This is a genomic window from Sphaerisporangium sp. NPDC051017 (assembly GCF_040683095.1).
Lineage (GTDB): Bacteria > Actinomycetota > Actinomycetes > Streptosporangiales > Streptosporangiaceae > Sphaerisporangium.
On the sequence record NZ_JBFBCI010000023.1, the window covers coordinates 1 to 19,868 of the forward strand.

Genomic DNA, 19,868 nt, shown 5'->3' on the forward strand with positions numbered 1-19,868 from the left:
GTTCGCGTTGAAGACCCGCAAGATCCCGCCTACCGGTACGACCGCCCCGTCGGTGCGCTTGAGCACCGACGGGTGACGGGGAAGGTACCACGACGTCGTGGCGGGCCGCTCGCGTGATGGGACGGCCGTGACGGGTCAGAGAATGTGGACCTCGGGGATGTAGAGGATCCAGCGGCCGGCGAAGTCGCTCTCCTTCGCCATGATCTCCTTGGCGTGGTTCCACGCGAACAGCACCGCGTAGTCCGGCCGGTCCTCTCGGAACACCGACGGCGCCACCACCGGGATGTGGGATCCGGCGACCACCCGGTCCTGCTTGGACGGCGTCGAGTCGCACACGTACGGGATCAGCTCGGTCCCGATCCCGCAGTAGTTGGTGACCGTGGTGATCTTGGCGGGCGCCCCGTAGCCGACCACCCGCTTGCCGTCCGCCCGCAGCGAGGTGAGCAGCGCGGGCAGCTCGTCGCGGACGCGCTCGGCCCTGCGGTTGAGCTCCTCGAGCGTGGCGGGCCGGTCGAGGCGCCGCGCCCGCTCAGAGGCCAGCAGCTCGTCGACGGCCGCGGTGGGGCGGCGGGCGCCGCGCTTGGCGAGCGTGTAGCGCATGGAGCCGCCGTGGATGGCCAGCGGCTCGGCGTCCACCAGGTCGAGCCCGAAGAGGCGGGCGGCGGCGCGGATGGAGCTGACGGAGAAGACGAAGGAGTGCTCGTCGTAGAACAGGTCGAAGGCGGTCTGCTCGACGACGGCGCCGAGGTAGGGCTCCTCGAAGACGAACACCCCGTCGGGGCCGAGCAGCGTCACGGCGCCCTTGAGCACGGAGTCGAGGTGGGAGATGTGCGCGATGACGTTGGCGCCGAAGATGACGTCGGCGGGGCCGTGCTCGGCGCGGATCTCCCCCGCGGTCTCCTCGTCGAAGAAGCGCGGCAGCACCCGCACGCCTCTCGACCGGGCCAGGGCGGCCACCTCCTGGGAGGGCTCGACGCCCAGGTGCCGGACACCGGCGTCGGCGACCGTGGCGAGCATGACGCCGTCGTTGCAGCCGATCTCGACGATGAACGGGTCGTGGCCGGTCAGCTCGGTGCGCAGCAGCCGGCGCGCGACGCCGGCGAAGTGCTCGCTGTGCACGGTGGAGTTGGAGGCCCGGTACGGGTACTGGTCGTGATATCTGACTTCCTGCGGGATCTCGGCCATCAATTGCACCATCGCGCACGAGTCACACATTCCGACGATCAGCGGGTAAAAGAATTCCCCAGCCAATTGGTCAGGCTTGGGGAAGGCGTTTCCGCGTGGCTGGACACCGAGGTCTATCGAGCCTTTCACCGGCCCAGAGCAGATGCGGCAGGAAGTCTCCATGAATTGACGCTAACATCGCGGGGCGTTAATTCGCTTATCGCCGTTTGCGGGATTCCCGCGCGCGCGAACGAGTCCGGGCATGCGACGGGGGCGCGGCATCGGCCACGCCCCTCCCCGATCGCGCGGTGTGCTCCCCCGCCACCGGCGGCCGTCGGATGTCCGGCCACTCTAGGTAGGTCGCGCTCGGCACCTCGCCATCGTCGCCGGTTACGGCTCCGCCCCTCGGCGCGGCCGGACATCCCGCAGGTGGAGGAGATCGGACCGGGCCGGCGGTCCCAACGTCGTCCGTTGCCGGCGGTCACCGGGGATCTCCCCCGTCGTCACATTACTTGATCTTCGTGACGTACTGGTCGAGGGCGTCGAAGAAGAAGCCCCACCCCTCCGTGGCGCGGGGGAGCTCTTCCTCGGGGAGGTTGCCCTCCTGCACGAAGACCAGCTTGGTGCCGTTGCCGGCGTCGGAGAACGTGATGGTCACGGTCTCGGGGCCGGCGGCCTGCTCCGGAGCGGGCTCCCTGCCGCTGAGGTCGACCAGCGTGTAGGCCAGGCGCTCGTTCGGGACGACCTCCTGGTAGACGCCGGCGAAGGGGACCTGGGTCTGCTCGTCGACCACGATCGTGGCCTTCCACTCGCCGCCGGGGCGGACGTCCATGGAGATGGTGTCCAGGGGCGCGCCCCACCAGTGGGTGAAGTGCTCCGGCTGGGTCCAGGCAGCGTAAACCAAGTCCCGCGGGGCGTCGAGCACGCGGGTGATATCGATCTTGCTCATCGCGTCGTCCTTTCGTGTAAGCCGGATCGTCATTGTGTCCGATCGGGCTGTCCCGATCTTATTCAGGAATGCTCACTTGGGGAGTCAGGAGACCAGGTGACCGAGAGCGGCGTGCCTGGCCTCCTCCGACTCCAGCCAGATGTAGGGGTCGTTCATCTCCAGCCAGCCCACGCCGGGCGGGCACCGGTCGTAGCCGAGGAGCCTGCGCACCTCCTCGGGGTACTCCAGCACCCGCTCGCGCGGCACCGCGAGGTACTGGTTCTCCTCCTGGCGGAGGTTGCCCAGGTCGTAGGCGATGGTCATGCCGGTGCGGGGCGAGTCGGTGACGTTGCGCCCGCCGCCGTGGTAGACGCCGCCGAGCCAGATCAGCCCGCCGCCCGGCGGCATCTCGGTGGGGATGGCCTCCTCGGTGGCCGGCGCCCGCTCGTCGTCCCAGTGGTGGCTCCCGGGGATCACCAGGGTGCCGCCGTTGGCGGCGGTGAACTCGCTCATCGCCAGCATGACCATGACCCTGGTGGTGGGGCCCGGGTGCGGGCGCAGGTGCAGGGCGTCGTCGCGGTGCAGCGGCTGCTTGCCCTGCCCCTTGTGGATCTGCACGAGCTGGGTGGCGCTGATCTGGATGCTCGGCACCATGTCCTGGCGCGACTTGCCGATCCACATGGGGATGGGCTTCTGCATGATGGCCCGGGCCGCGCCCAGGAACAGGCGGTGCGTGACCACGGGGGTCAGCCTCGTGGTGCGGGCGAACAGCGACGACACCCGCCGCGTGCGCAGCCCGTCGTACCAGTTGTCGCTGTAGGACTGGTCCTGCAGCGTCGGCTCCAGGTCCGCCCGCAGCCCCGCGAGCGTCTCGCTGTCCAGGAAGTCTTCGACGATCACGGCCCCGTCCCTCTCCAGGACGGCCACCACGTCGCCGAGATCGGCGTCAGATCTGACTCGGGCCAGACTCGCCACGATCATCACCTTTCTTCGGATCGGCTTTCGACGGAGCGCGCGCGGAGGTCGTCCGTCGGGGGGTCAGCGCACGAGCACCGGCGTGCTGGGCTCGGCGGAGCCCTTGCCGAGCTTGTTGCGCAGCCGCAGCGCCGGCTTCTCGACCGCGTAGTAGCTGATCAAGGCCGCGACGAACGCGGTGCCGTGCACGAGCAGGAGCGTGAGCCCGAAGTTCGTGGGCTCCCACAGGTTCCAGATGTAGATGGCGGGGATGTGCCACAGGAACATCGCGTACGACACCCGCCCGATGTACTGCAACGGCCTGACGGTCAGCACGCCGGTGAGGAAGCGCGAGCGCAGGTCGGGCACGGTCAGCGGCGCCAGCAGCAGGAACACGATCAGCAGGTCGATCGGTTGATCGAACAGCACGATCTCGGTGTACGGGAAGTTGGAGGTGCCCTGGTCGCCCATGGGCGAGAAGCAGTACAGGATGATGACGCCGAGCGCGACCAGCCAGGTGCGGCCGGGGTGCCGGGCGATCAGCCGGTACGGCGCCAGCCAGCCGCCGCTCTGGGCCGCGGCCGAGAGCGTGGCCAGGGCCATGCCGATGGCCAGGTAGCCGAACCAGCCGATGGGCCAGTTGCCCTGCACCGGGGGCTGGCCGAGCGAGGGGTGGTGGCTCCAGGCGCTGAAGGCGTAGCCGATGAGCACGATGGCGAAGATCGGCACCATCATGCGGCGCGCCTTGGCCTGCGGCGTCGCCGCGCCGGCGGCGAGCCGGTGGAACAGCCAGGCGAACACGGGCAACAGGATGTAGAACGCGATCTCCGTCGCCATGCTCCACGTCGACTCCATGCCGGACGGGATGCCGCCGGCCACGTAGACGTGCTGCATGGTCAGCACCCGCACGATGTACCAGAAGCCGTAGCTGGCCTGCTCCTGGCCCGCCATCAGGAACAGCGGCGTGAACAGCGCCACCAGGGCCAGCAGCCAGAACGCGGGAAAGATGCGCAGCGCGCGCCGCCACGCGTAGGAGCCCAGGTTGTACCTCTGCGGGATGCCCTCGATGGTCTTGCGCGCGAAGGGCAGGTAGAGCAGGAAACCGGACAGGGCGAAGAGGATCGGCAGTGACTCGCGGGTGAACCGCTCGATCACGACGGCGACCCAGCCGTTGCCGGGCTGGTCGGCGTAGCCGAGCTGCCCGGCGGCGAAGGCGGAGTGAACGGTGATGACGGCCAGCACCGCGAGTGCGCGTATTCCCTGCAGCTCAGGAAAATACTGTCCTCTGGTTTCACGTGATGGCCGGGAATCGCCGCCAATGGTGTCTGTCATAGGGACGCTCCTCGGAGTTGAACAGCCCTCCCAGCTTCATGCCGCGCGGCGGGGCCGCGCATCTTCAGAATTGCTGTTATCGCGCTGACCAGCTCGGCGGCGCGGTCGCGCACGAAGAAATGGTCGCCGTCGAAAATTCGCAGCCCGCGGAAATCGGTGGTCTGCGCGCGCCACTCGGCCATGCCGCGCTCCGGCGCGACCGGGTCGCGGGTGCCGCAGAAGGCGGCGACGGGCACGGGCAGCGGCGGCTCGGCCCGGTAGGCGTACGACGCGCACAGCGTGAAGTCGGCCCTGGCCACGGGCAACATCCGCGCCAGCACGGCGGGGTCGCCGGCCAGCTCGTCGGGCAGCCCGCCGAGGGCGCGCAGCGAGGCGATGAACCGCTCGTCCCCGTCACGCGGGTCGGGTTGCGCGAGCGCGCCGCGCACCGGCCAGGCCGCGACCGCCAGCAGCTCGGGCAGGCGCCCGCCGGCCGACTGCAGCTCACGCACCATGCGGTAGCCGAGCATGGCGCCCATGCTGTGGCCGAACAGCGCGTACGGCACGCTCTGGCCCTCCAGCTCGGCGGCCAGCTCGGCGGCCAGGGCGCGGGCGGCGGTGTCGCAGTCGGTGTGCGCAGGCTCACGGTGCCGCCCGGGGCGGCCCGGCAGGGTGACGGCGCGCAGCTCGATCCAGGACGGCAGGTGCCGCGTCCAGGGGCGGAAGGCCGAGGGGCCGCCGCCCGCGCAGGGCAGGGCATAGAGGTGCAGCCTGGCCGACGGCCTCGGCTCGAAAGCCAGGTACCACGGAGGTGTTCTCATATCAGCGCGTGCCCGATCAGCTCTTTCATGATCTCGGTGGTGCCGCCGTAGATGGTCTGCGCCCTGGTGTCGACGTACGCCCGCGCCACCGGGAAGTCGCGCACCACGCCGTAGCCGCCGTGCAGTTGCAGGCAGCGATCCACGACCTTCTGGCACAGCTCGGTGTTCCACCACTTGGCCATCGCCGCCTCCTCCGGCTCCAGCCGGCCCGCCGCCTCCTCGGCCACGCACCGGTCGGTGAAGGAGCGGGCCACGGCCACGGCGGTGGCCAGCTCGGCCAGGACGAAGCGGTTGTGCTGGTGCGCGCCGACGGGCAGGCCGAACACCTGGCGGGTGCGGCAGTGCTCGATCGTGTACTCCAGCACCCGTTCGGCGGTGGCCAGCGCGGAGACCGCGATCATCATGCGTTCCCTGCGCAGCGTGCGCATGAGGTAGGCCACGCCCTTGCCCTCGCGGCCCAGCAGGTTGGCGACGGGCACCTCGACGTCGTCGAAGAAGAGCTCGACGGTGTCCATGGCGCGCATGCCGATCTTGTCGAGCGCCTGCCCGCGCGACAGCCCTGGCCGGTCGGACTCGACGGCGATCACGCTGAGCCCGCCACCCGCGCCTTCACCCGTGCGGACGGCCACGAGCAGCAGGTCGGCCACGGCCCCGTTGGTGACGAACGTCTTCTGCCCGTTGATCACGTAGCCCTCACCGCGCCGGACGGCGCGGCACCGCAGCCGCGCCACGTCGCTGCCGGCGTCGGGCTCGGTGATGGCCACGGCGGTGACCAGCTCTCCGCTGCAGAAGCCGGGCAGCCAGCGCGCGCGCTGCTCGGGCGTGGTGAGCGTGCGCAGGTACAGCCCGGCGATCTCGTTGTGCAGGGACAGCGCGGGCGCGTGCACGCCGGCCCGGCCCAGCTCCTCGGAGACGATCACGTGGTGCAGGTAGTCGGGGTCGCCGCCCCCGCCGTACTCGGCGGGCACGTCCATGCCGAGCAGGCCGAGCTCGCCCGCCTTGCGCCAGACGTCCCTGCCGGCCGCGCCCCGCTCCTCCCACGCGCGGTGGTTCGGCTCGATCTCCTTGGCGACGAACGTGCGCACCAGCTCGCGGAAGGCGTCGTGGTCGGCGGTGAACAGCTCACGCCGCATGGTGCACCGCCGGCAGCACCGTCCACGAGGGGACGATGTCCCGCATCCGGTTCATCATGACCTGGCAGTAGCCCGCGTTGTAGTCGAGGCTGCGGTGCTTCGGATAGGGCATCTTGCGCCGGCCGACGTGGTCGACGCGCAGCCGCACCACGCCCAGGTCCGCGCCCTCGGGCAGGTCGGGCAGCTCCAGCAGCGCGGCGGCCTCCGGGGGCAGCTCGGCGACGAAGGTGTAGCGGTCCTGCTCGGCCAGCCGGATGTGCGTGAGCGGCACGCTCGGCGCGACCACCGACTCCCGGTAGACGTACGGCCTGGCCAGCAGGTCCAGCTCGAAGGCCGGCCGCACGCCGGGCAGGTCCAGCCAGCCGCGCTCGCGCAGGAACCCCTCCAGCAGCACGTCCATCTCGCCCCGGTGGGAGTGCAGGACGTAGTGCAGCACCTTGCCGATGTTGTTGATGTCGTAGTTGCCGAGCGTGGCCACGGAGTCGGCGAAGAACCGGCAGGTCTCGGTATCGGTCCTGGTCTTGAAGTAGGAGGCGGCCGCCCGCAGGAAGTCGGTGTAGGAGCACACGCCCTGGCGGTCGAGCAGGCGCGCGACGTAGAAGCCCGCCCGCGCGTTGTAGATGCTGATGACCGCGTAGTAGAACCAGGCGCCCTCCTGGAAGTCCTCGCGGGTCACCCACTTCGTGCCGACCACCACGTCGGCCTCGGCGACGGGGTCGTCCACCCGCACGGTGACGATGCCGAGCTCCTCCTGCTGCCGGTACATGGGCGTGTTGCGCAGCAGGAGCTGCGGATAGGAGACGACGGCGTCGGCGCCGGACGCACAGAGCTTGCCGATGCCCTCCTGGTAGGAGGCCAGGGTCTCGCCCGGCAGCGGCCAGATCAGCTCGGTATAGGAGCTGATCTTCTTCTCGCGGAGCTTGACCTGCAGCTCGACGTACGTGGACTCCTTGATGTTGGCGCGCTGCACCAGCTCCAGCGCCTGCGGGCTGGTGGTCTGCAGGGAGACGGGCTGGCTCGTGAGCATGCCGCCCTCGACCAGGATCTCGGTGATCTCCGTGACGCGGTCGGGACGGTTCTTGGCCGCCTGGATCGCCACCATCGACGGGTAGCCGTTGCGCTGCTTGCACTCCACCAGGTGGCGGGTCAGCTCGACGTCGCGCGGCAGCGCGCCCCAGTTGGCGTCGGCGACGAAGATGCTCTCCACGCCGTGCTCGCTGATCCACGACAGGTCGGACTTGACGCGGTCCAGCTCCCACCGGTGCACCTTGTCGTTGGTGGCCGCGCCCCAGTAGCAGTACGAGCACCGGTACGGGCAGCCCCGGTTGGTCTCGACGACGGCGAAGGTGTACTCGCCCCCGTCGAAGACGCCGGCCGCGAACGGCGAGGGGATCTCGTCCAGGTCCTTGATGCGGTCGGGCTGCGGGGTGGTGACGAGCTCGCCGTCGTCGTCCCAGAAGCTGACGCCCGGCACCTCGTGGAAGTTGCGCTCGCCCGCCACCTCGCGCAGGAACGCGGTGAACGGCTTCTCCCCCTCGCTGTTGCACACCAGCACGTTGCGGGCCGACGGCGGCACGTACTCCGCGGCGTGGTGCATGACCTGCGGCCCGCCGAGGATGACGTAGGCGTCGGGCCGCAGCCTGACGAGTTCGTCGCACAGCTCCTTCATGCGGCGCATATTCCACAGGTAGCAGCTCAGCCCGTAGACGTCGGCCTCCTGCGCGAGCAGGTCGGACACGAGCGTCTCCAGCGGCGTGTTCACCTCGACCGCGTGAATGGCGAAGTCGAAGTCGCGGGCCACGTCGGGGTCCTGCTGCGCGTAGGCCTGCAGGTAGCCCGAGGCCAGCGGCAGTGTGTTGGGATAGACCGTCAGCTCGACCAGGCAGGTCTTCATCACCCTCACGTTCCCGGGCTCGCTGCGCTGACGAAGGCCGCCAGCTCGTGCAGCACGTCGTACTCGAACAGGTCGTCGGCGACCATCTGCAGCCCGCGCTGCCTGGCCCGCGAGGCCAGGCGGATGGCGAGCAGCGAGTCGCCGCCGCTCTCGAAGAAGCTGTCCTCCCTGCCGACGGAGCCGACCTGGAGCACCTCGCACCACAGCTCGGCCAGCACGCGCTCGGTGTCGGTCCGCAAGCCGCCGCTCTCCTCCTCCCGCACGGCCGGCTCCTGGGGCTTGGCCAGGGCCTTCCTGTCGACCTTGCCGTGCGAGGTCAGCGGCAGCGCGTCGAGCAGCGTGACCACGGCGGGGACCATGTAGTCGGGCAGGTCGCGGGCCAGCGCGCGGCGCAGGCCCACGGGGTCGGGCAGGTCCGCCGGGTCGTCGGGCACCACGGCCGCGACGAGCTGGTCGGCCTGCTCGCTCTTGACCACCACGGCCTCGCGCACCCCGTCGAGCCGCAGCAGCGCCGACTCGACCTCGCCGGGCTCGACGCGGAAGCCGCGCACCTTGACCTGGTCGTCCGCCCGGCCGGCGAAGGCCAGCCCGCCCTCGGGCAGCTCGCGCGCCCGGTCGCCGGTGGCGTACATGCGGGCGCCGAGATCGACCGGGTCGGGCATGAACCGCTGCGCGGTCAGCTCGGGCCGGTTGAGGTAGCCGTGGGCCACGCCGGTACCGCCGATGTACAGCTCGCCGACGGAGCCGCGCGGCACCGGGCGGCGCTCCTCGTCCAGCAGGTACGCCCGCATGCCGGGCAGCGGGTGCCCGATGGGCGGCGTCCCGCCCTCGGGCCCCACCTCGGCGTAGGTGGCGACCACGCTGGTCTCGGTCGGCCCGTACAGGTTGTACAGCCGGTACGACAGCCCGGACGGCGGCCTCCTGTGCAGTTTCTCCCCACCGGTCAGCAGCACCCGCAGCGACCCGCCCACCGGCTGGTCGAGCAGGTCGACGGCGAGCACGGTGGTCAGGAAGCAGACCGTGATGCCCTGCGTGGAGATCCAGCGGGCCAGCGCGTCGGACGAGCCGGGCAGCCGGCCCTCCATCAGGTGCAGCGTGGCGCCGGCCGCCAGGCACGGCCAGACCTCCAGCGCCCAGGCGTCGAAGGAGGGCCGGGCGATCTGGCTGACGCGGTCGCCGGGCCGCACGTCGAAGGTGTCCTGGTGCCAGGCGGCCAGGTTGGCGATGCCCTCGTGCGGCACGAGCACGCCCTTCGGCACGCCCGTCGAGCCGGAGGTGTACACGACGTAGCACAGGTCGTCCGGCGTGATCTCGGGGCCCTCGCGCAGGGCGGGCGCGCCGCTCTCCCAGGCCCGCTCGATGGGCAGCACGTCGCCGCGCCACGCCCGCTCGGCGGGCAGGGCGTCGCCGTCCCACGTCCCGCCGGCCGCGAAGCGCGGGGCGTCGGCCTCCCGCGCGATCACCAGGCGGGCGCCGGAGTCGGCGATGACGGCCGACAGCCGCGCGTCGGGGTCCTCGACGTCCACGCCCACGTACGCGCCGCCCGCCAGCAGCACGGCCAGCGCCGCCACGACCAGGTCGGGCGAGCGTTCGAGCGCCAGGACCACCAGGTCACCCTTGCCCACACCGCGCGCCCGCAGCACACCTGCCAGCCGAGAGGAACGTCCGTAGAGATCGGAATAGGTCAGCACCTCGCCACCGCTGACCACGGCAGGCTGGTCCGGCTGCACCTGCGCCCACCATCGCACTCCCGCGGAAACGACGGCGAACGGGCGAGTCGCCGTCGCGGAGCTCGAGCCGGTCAATTCTGCCTCCCGGGGCTACGTTTACTCGCCTCATGGTGTCCGGGCGCACGCGCTTTTCGCATCTCATGAATTGCCCACAGATCTGCGCAATGGAAAAGGTGTCCGGGCGGCCGCAGAATGGCATGGTCCTTGTACCGCCATTTCTGTGAGAATGCGGAGCCGCACTATGACGCTGACCCACGGGCCTTTACTCGACGACCGGACGGTGGCCGCCTATTTGCGGCGCATCGGCGCGGAGCGGCCCGGCGAGCCGACCTCGGCCGCGCTGCGCGACCTGCACGACCGTCACGTCATGACGGTGCCGTTCGAGAACGTGGACTTCCACCTGCGCGAGCCGATGGGCATCGGCGCGGCCGCCCTCGACAAGATCATCGCCAGGCGGCGCGGTGGCACCTGCTACGAGCTGAACGGCGCGTTCTTCGAGCTGCTGCGCGCGCTCGGATTCCGGGCGGAGGTGCTGGCGGGCCGGGTGGCCGACGACGGCGCGCTCGGCCCGATCATCGGCCACATGGCGCTGCGCGTGCACACGACGGACTCCCCCGACCCGTGGCTCGTGGACGTCGGGTTCGGCCGGGGCACGCGCCATGCGCTGCGCTGGGTGCCCGGCCTGCCGCAGCAGGACCCGCACGGAGCCTTCGAGCTGGCCCGCGCGCCGCACGGCGACACGGACCTGCTGCGTGACGGCCGGCTGCAGTACCGGCTGGAGGACCGGCCGCGGCTGGTGGCCGACTTCGAGGCCATGTGGTGGTGGTACCAGCACGCGCCCGAGTCCCCGCATCTGCGGCACCTGTACTGCACGATCCCGACGCGGGACGGCGGGCGGGTCACCCTCAGCGGGACGACGCTGACCGTCAGGGAGAACGGCGGCAAGAGCACCGTGGTGATCGAGGACGAGGACGAGCTGCGGGAGACCTACCGCTCCCGCTTCGGCGTCGAGCTGTCGGACCTGCCGCCCGTCACCCGTTAGCGCGTGCCCGCCGGCGCGTGCCGGCCCTCACCGCGCGCCCGCCGTCAGGTCGTGCTGGTGAGGGCGCGGCGGTTGATCTTGCCGGACGCGGTCTCGGGCAGCGCGTCCACCAGGCGCACGTCCTTGGGGCACTTGTGCGGCGACAGCAGCGAGCGCACGTGGTCGCGCAGCTCCTGCGCGGTCGCCGCGCCGCTCGTCACCACGTACGCGCGCAGCAGCGTGAGCCCGTCGCGCTCGAACCCGACGACCGCGCACGCCACCACGGCGGGGTGAGCGATCAGGCAGTTCTCGATCTCGCTGGGCGCGATCCATTTCCCGCCCACCTTGAGCAGGTCGTCCGCCCTGCCGCTGAAAGTGAAGTAGCCGTCCTCGTCACGGGAGAACAGGTCGGCCGAGCGCACCGTGTCCGGGGCCACGAAGGTGGCGGCCGTCTTCGCCGGGTCCTGCCAGTACTCCAGCGCCGCCGTCTCCCCCGTGATCTCCAGCCGGCCCACCTCGCCGTCGGGCAGCGGCACGCCGTCCTCGTCCACCACCCGCACGTCGTAGCCGGGGACGGCCTGGCCGAGCGTGCCCATCCTGGCCCGGCCCAGCCGGTTGCACACGTACCCGTGAAACATCTCGGACGAGCCGATGCCGTCCATCACCTCGACCCCGAACGTCGCCAGCCACCGGCGGTGCAGTTCGAGCGGGAGCGCCTCGCCGGCCGAGATGCACACGCGCAGGCTGCTGAGGTCCTGGCGGGCGGCGTCGGGGTGGGCGAGCATGGCGGCCATCATGGTCGGCACGTTGACCAGGATCGTCGGGCGGTGCTCGGCGATCAGCTCGAAGATGCGCTCGGGCGTGCTGCGCTCGGGGAAGACGATGCCCTTCGCGCCCACGCGGAAGGGGAACAGCGCGGTGATGTTGTTGGCGTAGCCGAAGAAGAGCTTGGGCACGGGCAGCACGATGTCGTCGGGCCCGAGGTCGAGCACTCCCCTGGCGAACCACTCCATGCTCAGCGCGGCGCTGCGGGCGGCCAGCACACAGGCCTTCGGCTTGCCCGTGCTGCCCGTGGTGAAGCGCCACATGGCGACGTCGTCGGGCGTGGTGGGCGCGGCCTCCAGCTCCGTGGGCGCGGCGGCGGTGAGCGAGGCGAAGTGGTGCTCACCCGCGCGTAACTCCTCCTCGGGCACGCCGACCACCAGCAGGTCCCGGATGCCGGCGGCGCGGAGCCGGTCGAGGGTGAACGCGTCGGCGACGACCACGGCGGGGCGGGCGTACTCGGCGAAGAAGCGGTACTCGTCCGGCTGCAGGTAGGTGTAGACCTCGGCGGTGACCGCGCCGATCTTCTGCACGCCGTACCAGGTGGCGACCGACTCCACGCCGTCGCCGAGCGCCAGCAGCACCCGGTCGCCGCGGCGCACGCCCAGCCCGCGCAGCACGTGCCCCACCTGACCGGCCAGCGCCTGGATCCGGCCGTAGGTCACCGGGCCCGCCGAGGTGAGCAGCGCGATCCTGCCGGGGTCATTGCCGTCCAGGAAGTGGGTGGCGATGTTGAACGTCCTCGGCAGGTCCCTCGCGCGTATGGTCATGCCGCCCATGGTCGGGGGGCCCGCCCCGGCGTGCATCTCGCAGATTGCCGAAATTATGGCAGATTTCCGCAAGCAGGGCAGATCGCCGCAAGCATGAAGATGCGCGGCGCGGGGCCCGCGAACGACGCTGAAGACGATCTGCGGAGGAGGTGGGTCGTGAGCATCAGCGCGTTCGATGCCCTGATCGCGGGGGATCAGAAGATCGAGTACAAGGACTGGATGCCTGACGGCTACCGCGAGAGCCTGATCAGGCAGATCGCGCAGCACGCGCACTCGGAGATCATGGGCATGCAGCCCGAGGCCGCCTGGATCAGCCGCGCGCCGAGCCTGGCGCGCAAGGCCGTCCTCATCGCCAAGGTGCAGGACGAGGCCGGGCACGGGCTGTACTTGTACGCGGTCGCCGAGACGCTGGGCGCGCGCAGGGAGGAGCTGCTCGACGCGCTCCACGAGGGCCGGCAGAAGTACCTGTCGTTCATCAACTACCCGACGCTCACCTGGGCCGACGTCGGCGCGCTGGCGTGGCTGACCGACGGGGCCGCGGTGGTCAACCAGGTCTCGCTCTGCCGTACCTCGTACGGGCCGTACGCCAGGGCGCTGGTGCGCATCTGCCGGGAGGAATCCTTCCACCACCGGCAGGGCTTCGACCTGCTGTACACGCTGTCGCGCGGCACGCCCGCGCAGCGGCGGTCGCTGCAGGAGGCGGTGGAGCGCTGGTGGCAGCCGTCGCTGGCGATGTTCGGGCCGCCGGACTCGCTCTCGACCCACTCCGCCTCCTCCATGACGTGGCGGATCAAGCGGGCGAGCAACGACGAGCTGCGGCAGCGGTTCGTGGACCTGTGCGTGCCCCAGGCCGAGGCCCTGGGCGTCCGGCTGCCCGATCCGGCGCTGCGCTGGAACCCCGAGCGTGGGCACCACGACTTCACCCCGCCCGACTACGACGAGCTGATGCGGGTGGTGGCCGGGCACGGGCCGCGCAACAAGCAGCGGCTGGCACACCGCAGGCGCGCGCACGAGGAGGGCGCCTGGGTGCGCGAGGCCGCCGCCGCCCACGCCGCGAAGGAGGCGGCGAAGCAGGCCGCCGCGCGGGAGATCGACGCGCAGGAGGCCATCGCTCAGGAGGTCGACGCGGTCGAGGAGGAGTGGCCGCTGTGGGAGGTGTTCGTGCGCCCGCGCCGCGGCTTCGGCCACACCCACGCGGGCAGCCTGCGCGCCCCCGACGCCGCCCTCGCGCTGCACAGCGCCCGCGACCTCTACACGCGCAGGGAGGAGGGCGTGTCCCTGTGGGTGGTGCCGTCGCGGTCGATGACCTCCTCGGACCCCGAGCACAAGGACGCCTACTTCGCCCCCGCCGCGGACAAGCAGTACCGCCACGCCTCCTCCTTCCCGCCGCCCGAAGGGGTTGAGGGCCTGTGACCGCCCTGTTCGACTACCTGCTCGGCCTCGGCGACGACGCGCTCGTGGCCGCGCAGCGCACCGCCGAGTGGTGCGCGCGGGCGCCGCAACTGGAGGAGGAGGTCGCGCTGGCCAACGTCGCGCTGGACCAGCTCGGGCAGGCCCGCGCGTTCCTGACCTACGCCGGCGACCTCGAAGGGGCCGGCAGGGACGAGGACGCGCTGGCGTTCCTGCGCGACGAGCACGAGTTCCGCAACGTCCAGCTCGTCGAGCTGCCCAACGGGGACTTCGCGACGACCGTGGCCAAGACGTTGCTCCTGGCCACGTACCAGAACCTGCTCTACACCCGGCTGTCGCGCGCGGCCGAGCCCCGGCTGGCCGGCATCGCCGCCAAGGCGGCCAAGGAGAGCGCGTTCCACGTGAGCTACGCGTCCGTCTGGACGGTCCGGCTGGGCGACGGGACGCCGCTGTCGCACCGGCGGATGCGCGACGCGGTCGAGGAGGTGTGGCCGTACACGCACGAGCTGTTCGAGCCGTGGGCGGCGCCCGAGGCGGGCCTCGACCCGGCGGCGTTGCGCGGGCCGTGGCTGGAGGTCGTCGACCGCGTCCTCGGCGAGGCGACGCTGGCCAGGCCGCGGGACGGCTGGGCGGCGACGGGCGGCCGGGAGGGCCGGCACACGGAGTGGTTCGGCCCGCTGCTGGCGGAGATGCAGTACGTCCACCGAGCGCATGTGGGGGCACGATGGTGAAGGCCGAAGTGGAGGCGGCGGTGCGGGCGGTGCCCGACCCCGAGCTGCAGGTGCTGTCCATCGGTGAGCTGGGCATGCTGCGCGAGGTGAGCGTGGACGACGACGGCAACGCCGTCGTCACGGTCACCCCCACCTACCTGGGCTGCCCCGCTCTGGAGCTGATCAAGGCGGACGTCGCCGCGGCGGCGCGGGCGGCGGGCGCGGCCGACGTGGAGGTGGTGGTCTCCATGTCGCCGCCGTGGACGACCGACTGGCTGAGCGAGACCGCGCGCGCCAAGCTCGCCGACGCGGGCATCGCGCCGCCGGGACGGCTGTCGCTGCCGCTGCTGCAGCCCGGCTGCCCCCGCTGCGCGTTCCCCGACACCACGGAGCTGGCCAGCGCCGGCGCCGCCGCCTGCATGGCGCTGCGGCTCTGCCCGGGCTGCGGCGAGCCCTTCGAGCATCTGAAGGCGCACTGATGGCCAGACCGCGCTTCCACCGCGTCCGCGTCGAGTCGGTCACGCCGGTCGCCGCGGACGGCAGCGCGGTCGAGGTGACCTGCCTGGTCCCGGACGAGCTGACCGGCGCCTTCTCCTTCACCGCCGGCCAGCACGTCACGGTGCGGCTGCCGGTGGACGGGCGCCAGGTCCGCCGGTCTTACTCGCTCTGCTCCACCCCGCGCGAGCTGGCCGGCCGGGGCAGGCTCCGCCTGGGCGTGCGGGTGGTGCCCGGCGGGGCCTTCTCCACGTACGCGGCCAGGGAGCTCGCGCCGGGCGACCAGCTCGAACTGCTGTCGCCCGTCGGGACGTTCGGCGTGCGGTTCGACCCCGCCCGCCGCCGCCGCTACGCCGCCGTGGCCGCCGGCTCGGGCATCACGCCCGTGCTGTCGCTCGTCGCCACGGCGCTGGACACCGAGCCGGGCAGCCGCTTCACGGTCCTGTACGGCAACCGCGCGGCCGGCTCGACGATGTTCGCCGACGAGCTCGGCGACCTGAAGGACCGCCACCCCGGCCGGCTGCACCTGGTGCACCTGTTCTCCCGCGAGCAGCCGCGCGTCGGCCTGCCCCGTGGGCGGCTGGACCGTGCCACGCTCGACGCGCTCTTCGCCCGGCTGCTGCGGCCCGCCGAGGTGGACGAGTGGTTCGTGTGCGGGCCCGCCGGCATGGTGGACGAGACGCTCGCGGCCCTGGCCGGGCACGAGGTGGACCCCGCCGCGATCCACACGGAGCTGTTCCACCTGGGCGTGCCCGCCGGCGAGAGCCGTCCGGCGTCCCCCACGGGCACGGTCCCCGGGGCGGCCGAGGTGAGCGTCGTCATGGACGGCCGGGTCACGAGCGTGCCCCTGGAGCCGGGGCGCACGGTGCTCGACGCGGTCATGGCCGACCGCCCCGACGTGCCGTACTCCTGCCAGACCGGCGTGTGCGGCACCTGCCGCGCCCGCGTCGTCGAGGGCGAGGTGCGCATGGCGCGGACCTGGGCGCTCAGCGAGGAGGACAGGGCCGCGGGCGACATCCTGACGTGCCAGGCGGTGCCGCTGACCGCCCGGGTGCGTATCGACTTCGACGTGCTCTGATCTTTCGACATCGGGGAGTTTCCATGACCATCGCGCACAGAACCTGTCCCATTTGCGACGCCGTCTGCGGCCTGCGCCTCCAACTGGACGACACGGGTCACGTCCTCTCGGTCAAGGGGGACGCCGACGACCCGTTCTCGCGGGGCTACATCTGCCCCAAGGGCGCCAGCCTCGGCGCGCTCGACGAGGACCCCTTCCGCCTGCGTCACCCTCTCGTCCGCGTGGACGGCGAGCTGCGCGAGTCGTCGTGGGAGGAGGCCTTCGAGGCGGTCGAGCGCGGCCTGGGACGGGTGATCTCCGAGCACGGACGGGACGCGGTCGCCGTCTACTTCGGCAACCCGACCTTCCACACCATGGCCGGGTTCATGTACCGGATGCCGCTCACGCAGTCGCTCGGCACCCGCAACGTCTACTCCGCCAGCACCATCGACCAGGCCCCCAAGCAGGTGGCGTGCGGGCTGATGCTCGGCGACCCCTTCGCGATCGCCGTGCCCGACCTCGACCGCACCGACTTCCTGCTGGTCATCGGGGCCAACCCGGCCGAGTCGCACGGCTCGCTGTGCGCGGCCCCCGACTTCCCCGGCAGGCTCAAGGCGCTGCGCCGGCGCGGCGGCAGGCTCGTCGTGGCCGACCCGCGGCGCACCAGGACCGCCGCCCTGGCCGACGAGCACCTGTTCGTCCGCCCGGGCACCGACCCCCACCTGCTGTTGGCCATCGTGCACACGCTGCTGGCCGAGGAGCTGACCTCGATCGACATCGAGGTCGACGGGCTGGACGAGCTGCGCGAGGCGGTCGCCCCGCACACGCCGGAGGCCGCCGCGCGGATCTGCCGCGTTCCGGCCGGCCGCATCACCGCGCTGGCCCGCGACCTGGCGGCGGCGCCCTCGGCGGCCGTCTACACCAGGGTCGGCACCTGCACCTCGGAGTTCGGCACGCTCACGCAGTGGCTCGTGGACGTGGTGAACGTGCTGACCGGCAACTTCGACCGGCCCGGCGGCGTCATGTTCACCCGGCCCGCCATCGCGGAGATCTTCCGGCCGCGCGAGCCGTTCACCACGGGCAACTGGCGCAGCCGGGTGCGGGACCTGCCGGAGGTGATGGGCGAGCTGCCGGTCGCCACGCTCGCCGACGAGCTGGAGACGCCGGGCGAGGGCCAGGTCAGGGCCATGGTGACGGTGGCGGGCAACCTCGTGCTGTCGGCGCCGAACGGGCCGCGCCTGGACCGGGCGCTGGCCGGCGTGGACTTCATGGTGTGCGTGGACCCGTACCTCAACGAGACGACCAGGCACGCCGACGTGATCCTGCCGCCGCCGCGGATGTTGCAGATGCCGCACTACGACTTCCTGCTGTCCACCGTGACCGTGCGGAACTACGCCAGGTTCTCGCCCGCCATCCTCCCGCTCGGCCCCGACCAGCGGTCGGAGGCGGAGATCCTGGCCAGGCTCACGCTCATCGCCGCGGGCCAGGGCGCGCAGGCCGACCCGGCGGCGCTCGACGAGATGATCGTCGGGCAGGTGCTCGGCGAGGCGAGCGGCCTGCGGGCCGAGCTGTCCGGCGACAGCGGGCCGGAGCTGATGCTCGACGCCCTGCTGCGGCTCGGCGCGTACGAGCTGTCGCTGAAGGAGCTGATCGCCCAGCCTCACGGCGTCGACCTAGGCCCGCTGGAGCCGCGGCTCGGCGAGCTGGTGTGCACGCCCTCAGGGCGGGTGGCGCTGGCGCCGGAGGCGATGGTCGAGGAAGTGCGCCGGCTGCGCGCGCGGCCCGCCGCGCCCGCCTCGCAGCTCCTGCTGATCGGGCGGCGTCAGCTGCGCTCCAACAACAGCTGGCTGCACAACGTGCCCGTGCTGGTCGGCGGCTCCAACCGGTGCACGCTGCACGTGCACCCCGACGACGTGGCCGGGCTCGGGCTGGGTGAGACCGCGCTCGTCCGCTCGGCGGCCGGGGAGGTCGTCGTGCCCGTCGAGCCCACCGAATCGATCATGCCGGGCGTGGTCAGCCTGCCGCACGGGTGGGGTCACGCGGGCGGGAAGCAGCCGGTGGCGGTGCGGCACGCCGGGGTCAACGCCAACGCCCTGACCGACGAGACGGTCATCGACCCGGTGTCGGGCAACGCCGTCTTCAACGCGGTCCCCGTGACGGTCTCGAAGGTCACCGCCTGACCTGGTGCGCACGCGGCTCCGGCCCGATCCCGCGCGGCGGGTGACGGCCGGGGCGGTCCCCGCAGGAGGCGGCTCTACCAGCCGGATCTGATGGTCCGCGCGATGTGCGCGCGCTCGTCGTCCGACAGCCACCAGCCCACCGGGATGTTGACCACGCGACGCGACGTGCCGCCGCACGACTTGCATGCGGCGGCACGGTGGCACGGCGTGGCGGCCCGGCGGCGGGCCGGGACGTCTCACACGATGTGCACGTCGGGCACGTAGAGGATCCAGCGTCCGCCCCGTTCGCGGAACGCCTGCTCCTTCGCCATGATCTCCTCGGCGTGGTTCCACGCGAACAGCACCGCGTAGTCGGGGTGGTCCGCGGAGAACGCCCCGGGCTCCAGCACCGGAATGTGCGAGCCCGCGACCAGCCGTCCCTGCTTGGACGGGGTCGAGTCGACCACGAACGGGATCAGTTCGGTCCCGATGCCGCAGTAGTTCGTCACCGTCGTGACCTTGGCGGGCGCGCCGTAGCCGACCACCCGCTTGCCCTGCGCGTGGAGGTCGCCCAGCAGCCCGGTGAGGTCCTCCCGGATCTTCCGGACCGCGGCGGCGAACTTCTCGATCGTGCCGTGCTCCGCCAGCCCCTGCTCTCGTTCCCGGGCCAGGAACTCCGCCACCGCGGGAGCCAGGGCGCGCCGGGACGGCCGCGCGATCGTGTAGCGCATCGTGCCGCCGTGCAGCGGCACGGGCTCGGCGTTGACGAGCTCGAACCCGGCGAGTTCCGCCATGGCCTTGATCGACCGCACCGAGAAGACGAAGACGTGCTCGTCGTAGATCATGTCGAAGGCGTTCTGCGCGATGACCGACCCGAGGTAGGGCTCCTCGAAGACGAACACCCCGTCGGGCGTCAGGAGCGTGTCGATGCCCTGGAGCAGCCGCCGGAGATGGACGATGTGGGCGATGCAGTTGGCCCCGAACACCATGTCCGCGGGGCCGTGCTCCGCGCGGATGGCGGCCGCGGTGTTCTCGTCGAAGAACTCCCCGAGCACCCGGATCCCCCGCCCCCGCGCGACGTCGGCGACCTCCCGGCACGGCTCGACGCCCAGGTGCCGGACGCCGGCCTGCGCGATGGTGGCGAGCATGACGCCGTCATTGCTGCCGATCTCGACGATGAACGCGTCCGGTCCGGTCAGCTCGGTCTCCAGGAAACGGCGGGCGTTCCCCTCGAAATGCGCGCGGTGCACCGCAGAACCCGACGCGTGATACGGGTATTCGTCGCGGTATTTCGCCTCTGAGGGAACATCATCGAGCAGCTGGAACATCGTGCAGGAGTCGCAGGTCCCCGCGCTGAGCGGGAAAGACCTCTCGTGCTCGATCTCATGAGGCAACGGAAATCCATTGCCCGACGGCTGCCGCCCCAGGTCGACGATTTCCTTCACCGTACCGCCGCAAATCCTACAGCTACCATTCGACATGAGCCGAG

The 19,868-nt window shown here is 71.6% G+C and carries 16 protein-coding genes and 1 pseudogene; 7 read left to right on the plus strand and 10 right to left on the minus strand.

Annotation, left to right across the window (positions count from 1 at the left end; translation table 11 throughout):
* Positions 1-135: 135 nt before the first annotated feature.
* The 8 genes from AB0M95_RS19635 to AB0M95_RS19670 form a co-directional block, all read right to left on the minus strand.
* Positions 136-1,347, minus strand: coding sequence for a class I SAM-dependent methyltransferase (locus tag AB0M95_RS19635; RefSeq protein ID WP_363766297.1), 1,212 nt, complete (start codon positions 1,345-1,347; stop codon positions 136-138).
* A gap of 325 nt (positions 1,348-1,672) precedes the next feature.
* Positions 1,673-2,113 (minus strand): SRPBCC domain-containing protein, encoded by a 441-nt coding sequence (locus AB0M95_RS19640; protein WP_363766300.1) that lies wholly within the window; start codon positions 2,111-2,113, stop codon positions 1,673-1,675.
* An 84-nt stretch (positions 2,114-2,197) separates the two neighbouring features.
* Positions 2,198-3,067, minus strand: coding sequence for a phytanoyl-CoA dioxygenase family protein (locus AB0M95_RS19645; RefSeq protein ID WP_363766303.1), 870 nt, complete (start codon positions 3,065-3,067; stop codon positions 2,198-2,200).
* 63 nt (positions 3,068-3,130) lie between these two features.
* Positions 3,131-4,378 (minus strand): acyltransferase, encoded by a 1,248-nt coding sequence (locus tag AB0M95_RS19650; protein ID WP_363766306.1) that lies wholly within the window; start codon positions 4,376-4,378, stop codon positions 3,131-3,133.
* A complete protein-coding gene (locus tag AB0M95_RS19655) occupies positions 4,375-5,178 on the minus strand; it encodes an alpha/beta fold hydrolase (protein WP_363766309.1) in 804 nt (267 codons plus the stop codon). The genes AB0M95_RS19650 and AB0M95_RS19655 overlap by 4 nt, the downstream gene beginning before the upstream one ends.
* Positions 5,175-6,311 (minus strand): acyl-CoA dehydrogenase family protein, encoded by a 1,137-nt coding sequence (locus AB0M95_RS19660; RefSeq protein ID WP_363766312.1) that lies wholly within the window; start codon positions 6,309-6,311, stop codon positions 5,175-5,177. Before AB0M95_RS19660 ends, AB0M95_RS19655 begins: the two co-directional genes overlap by 4 nt.
* Positions 6,301-8,205, minus strand: a complete 1,905-nt coding sequence (locus AB0M95_RS19665; RefSeq protein ID WP_363766315.1) for a cobalamin-dependent protein — start codon at positions 8,203-8,205, stop codon at positions 6,301-6,303. Before AB0M95_RS19665 ends, AB0M95_RS19660 begins: the two co-directional genes overlap by 11 nt.
* Positions 8,206-8,210: 5 nt before the next feature.
* Complete coding sequence (locus AB0M95_RS19670) at positions 8,211-10,010, minus strand: non-ribosomal peptide synthetase (RefSeq protein WP_363766317.1); 1,800 nt, start codon at positions 10,008-10,010, stop codon at positions 8,211-8,213.
* 166 nt (positions 10,011-10,176) lie between these two features.
* Between AB0M95_RS19670 and AB0M95_RS19675 the strand changes: the two genes are divergently transcribed.
* Positions 10,177-10,977, plus strand: coding sequence for an arylamine N-acetyltransferase (locus tag AB0M95_RS19675; protein ID WP_363766320.1), 801 nt, complete (start codon positions 10,177-10,179; stop codon positions 10,975-10,977).
* Between the two features lie 44 nt (positions 10,978-11,021).
* Here the strand turns inward: AB0M95_RS19675 and AB0M95_RS19680 are convergent, their stop codons facing one another.
* A complete protein-coding gene (locus AB0M95_RS19680) occupies positions 11,022-12,548 on the minus strand; it encodes a benzoate-CoA ligase family protein (protein ID WP_363766323.1) in 1,527 nt (508 codons plus the stop codon).
* Positions 12,549-12,686: 138 nt separating this feature from the next.
* Here AB0M95_RS19680 and paaA point away from each other — a divergent pair.
* The 6 genes and pseudogenes from paaA to AB0M95_RS19710 all read left to right on the plus strand — a co-directional run.
* Positions 12,687-13,619: pseudogene (gene paaA / locus AB0M95_RS19685) on the plus strand (1,2-phenylacetyl-CoA epoxidase subunit PaaA); the annotation flags it as partial.
* Between the two features lie 36 nt (positions 13,620-13,655).
* Positions 13,656-13,961 carry a 1,2-phenylacetyl-CoA epoxidase subunit PaaB gene (paaB, locus tag AB0M95_RS19690; protein WP_363766530.1) on the plus strand — a complete coding sequence of 102 codons (306 nt, stop codon included), beginning with the start codon at positions 13,656-13,658 and terminating at the stop codon, positions 13,959-13,961.
* Entirely contained in the window at positions 13,958-14,689 is a 732-nt protein-coding gene (paaC, locus tag AB0M95_RS19695) for a 1,2-phenylacetyl-CoA epoxidase subunit PaaC (RefSeq protein WP_363766326.1), read from the plus strand. The genes paaB and paaC overlap by 4 nt, the downstream gene beginning before the upstream one ends.
* Positions 14,683-15,147 carry a 1,2-phenylacetyl-CoA epoxidase subunit PaaD gene (gene paaD / locus AB0M95_RS19700; RefSeq protein ID WP_363766329.1) on the plus strand — a complete coding sequence of 155 codons (465 nt, stop codon included), beginning with the start codon at positions 14,683-14,685 and terminating at the stop codon, positions 15,145-15,147. Before paaC ends, paaD begins: the two co-directional genes overlap by 7 nt.
* A complete protein-coding gene (locus tag AB0M95_RS19705) occupies positions 15,147-16,241 on the plus strand; it encodes a 2Fe-2S iron-sulfur cluster-binding protein (RefSeq protein WP_363766332.1) in 1,095 nt (364 codons plus the stop codon). Before paaD ends, AB0M95_RS19705 begins: the two co-directional genes overlap by 1 nt.
* A gap of 23 nt (positions 16,242-16,264) precedes the next feature.
* A complete protein-coding gene (locus AB0M95_RS19710) occupies positions 16,265-18,400 on the plus strand; it encodes a molybdopterin-dependent oxidoreductase (protein ID WP_363766335.1) in 2,136 nt (711 codons plus the stop codon).
* A gap of 236 nt (positions 18,401-18,636) precedes the next feature.
* On the opposite strand, the gene AB0M95_RS19715 is transcribed toward AB0M95_RS19710, so the two are convergent.
* On the minus strand, positions 18,637-19,860 hold the full coding sequence (locus AB0M95_RS19715) for a class I SAM-dependent methyltransferase (protein WP_363766338.1): 1,224 nt from the start codon (positions 19,858-19,860) through the stop codon (positions 18,637-18,639).
* Between the last annotated feature and the right edge of the window lie 8 nt (positions 19,861-19,868).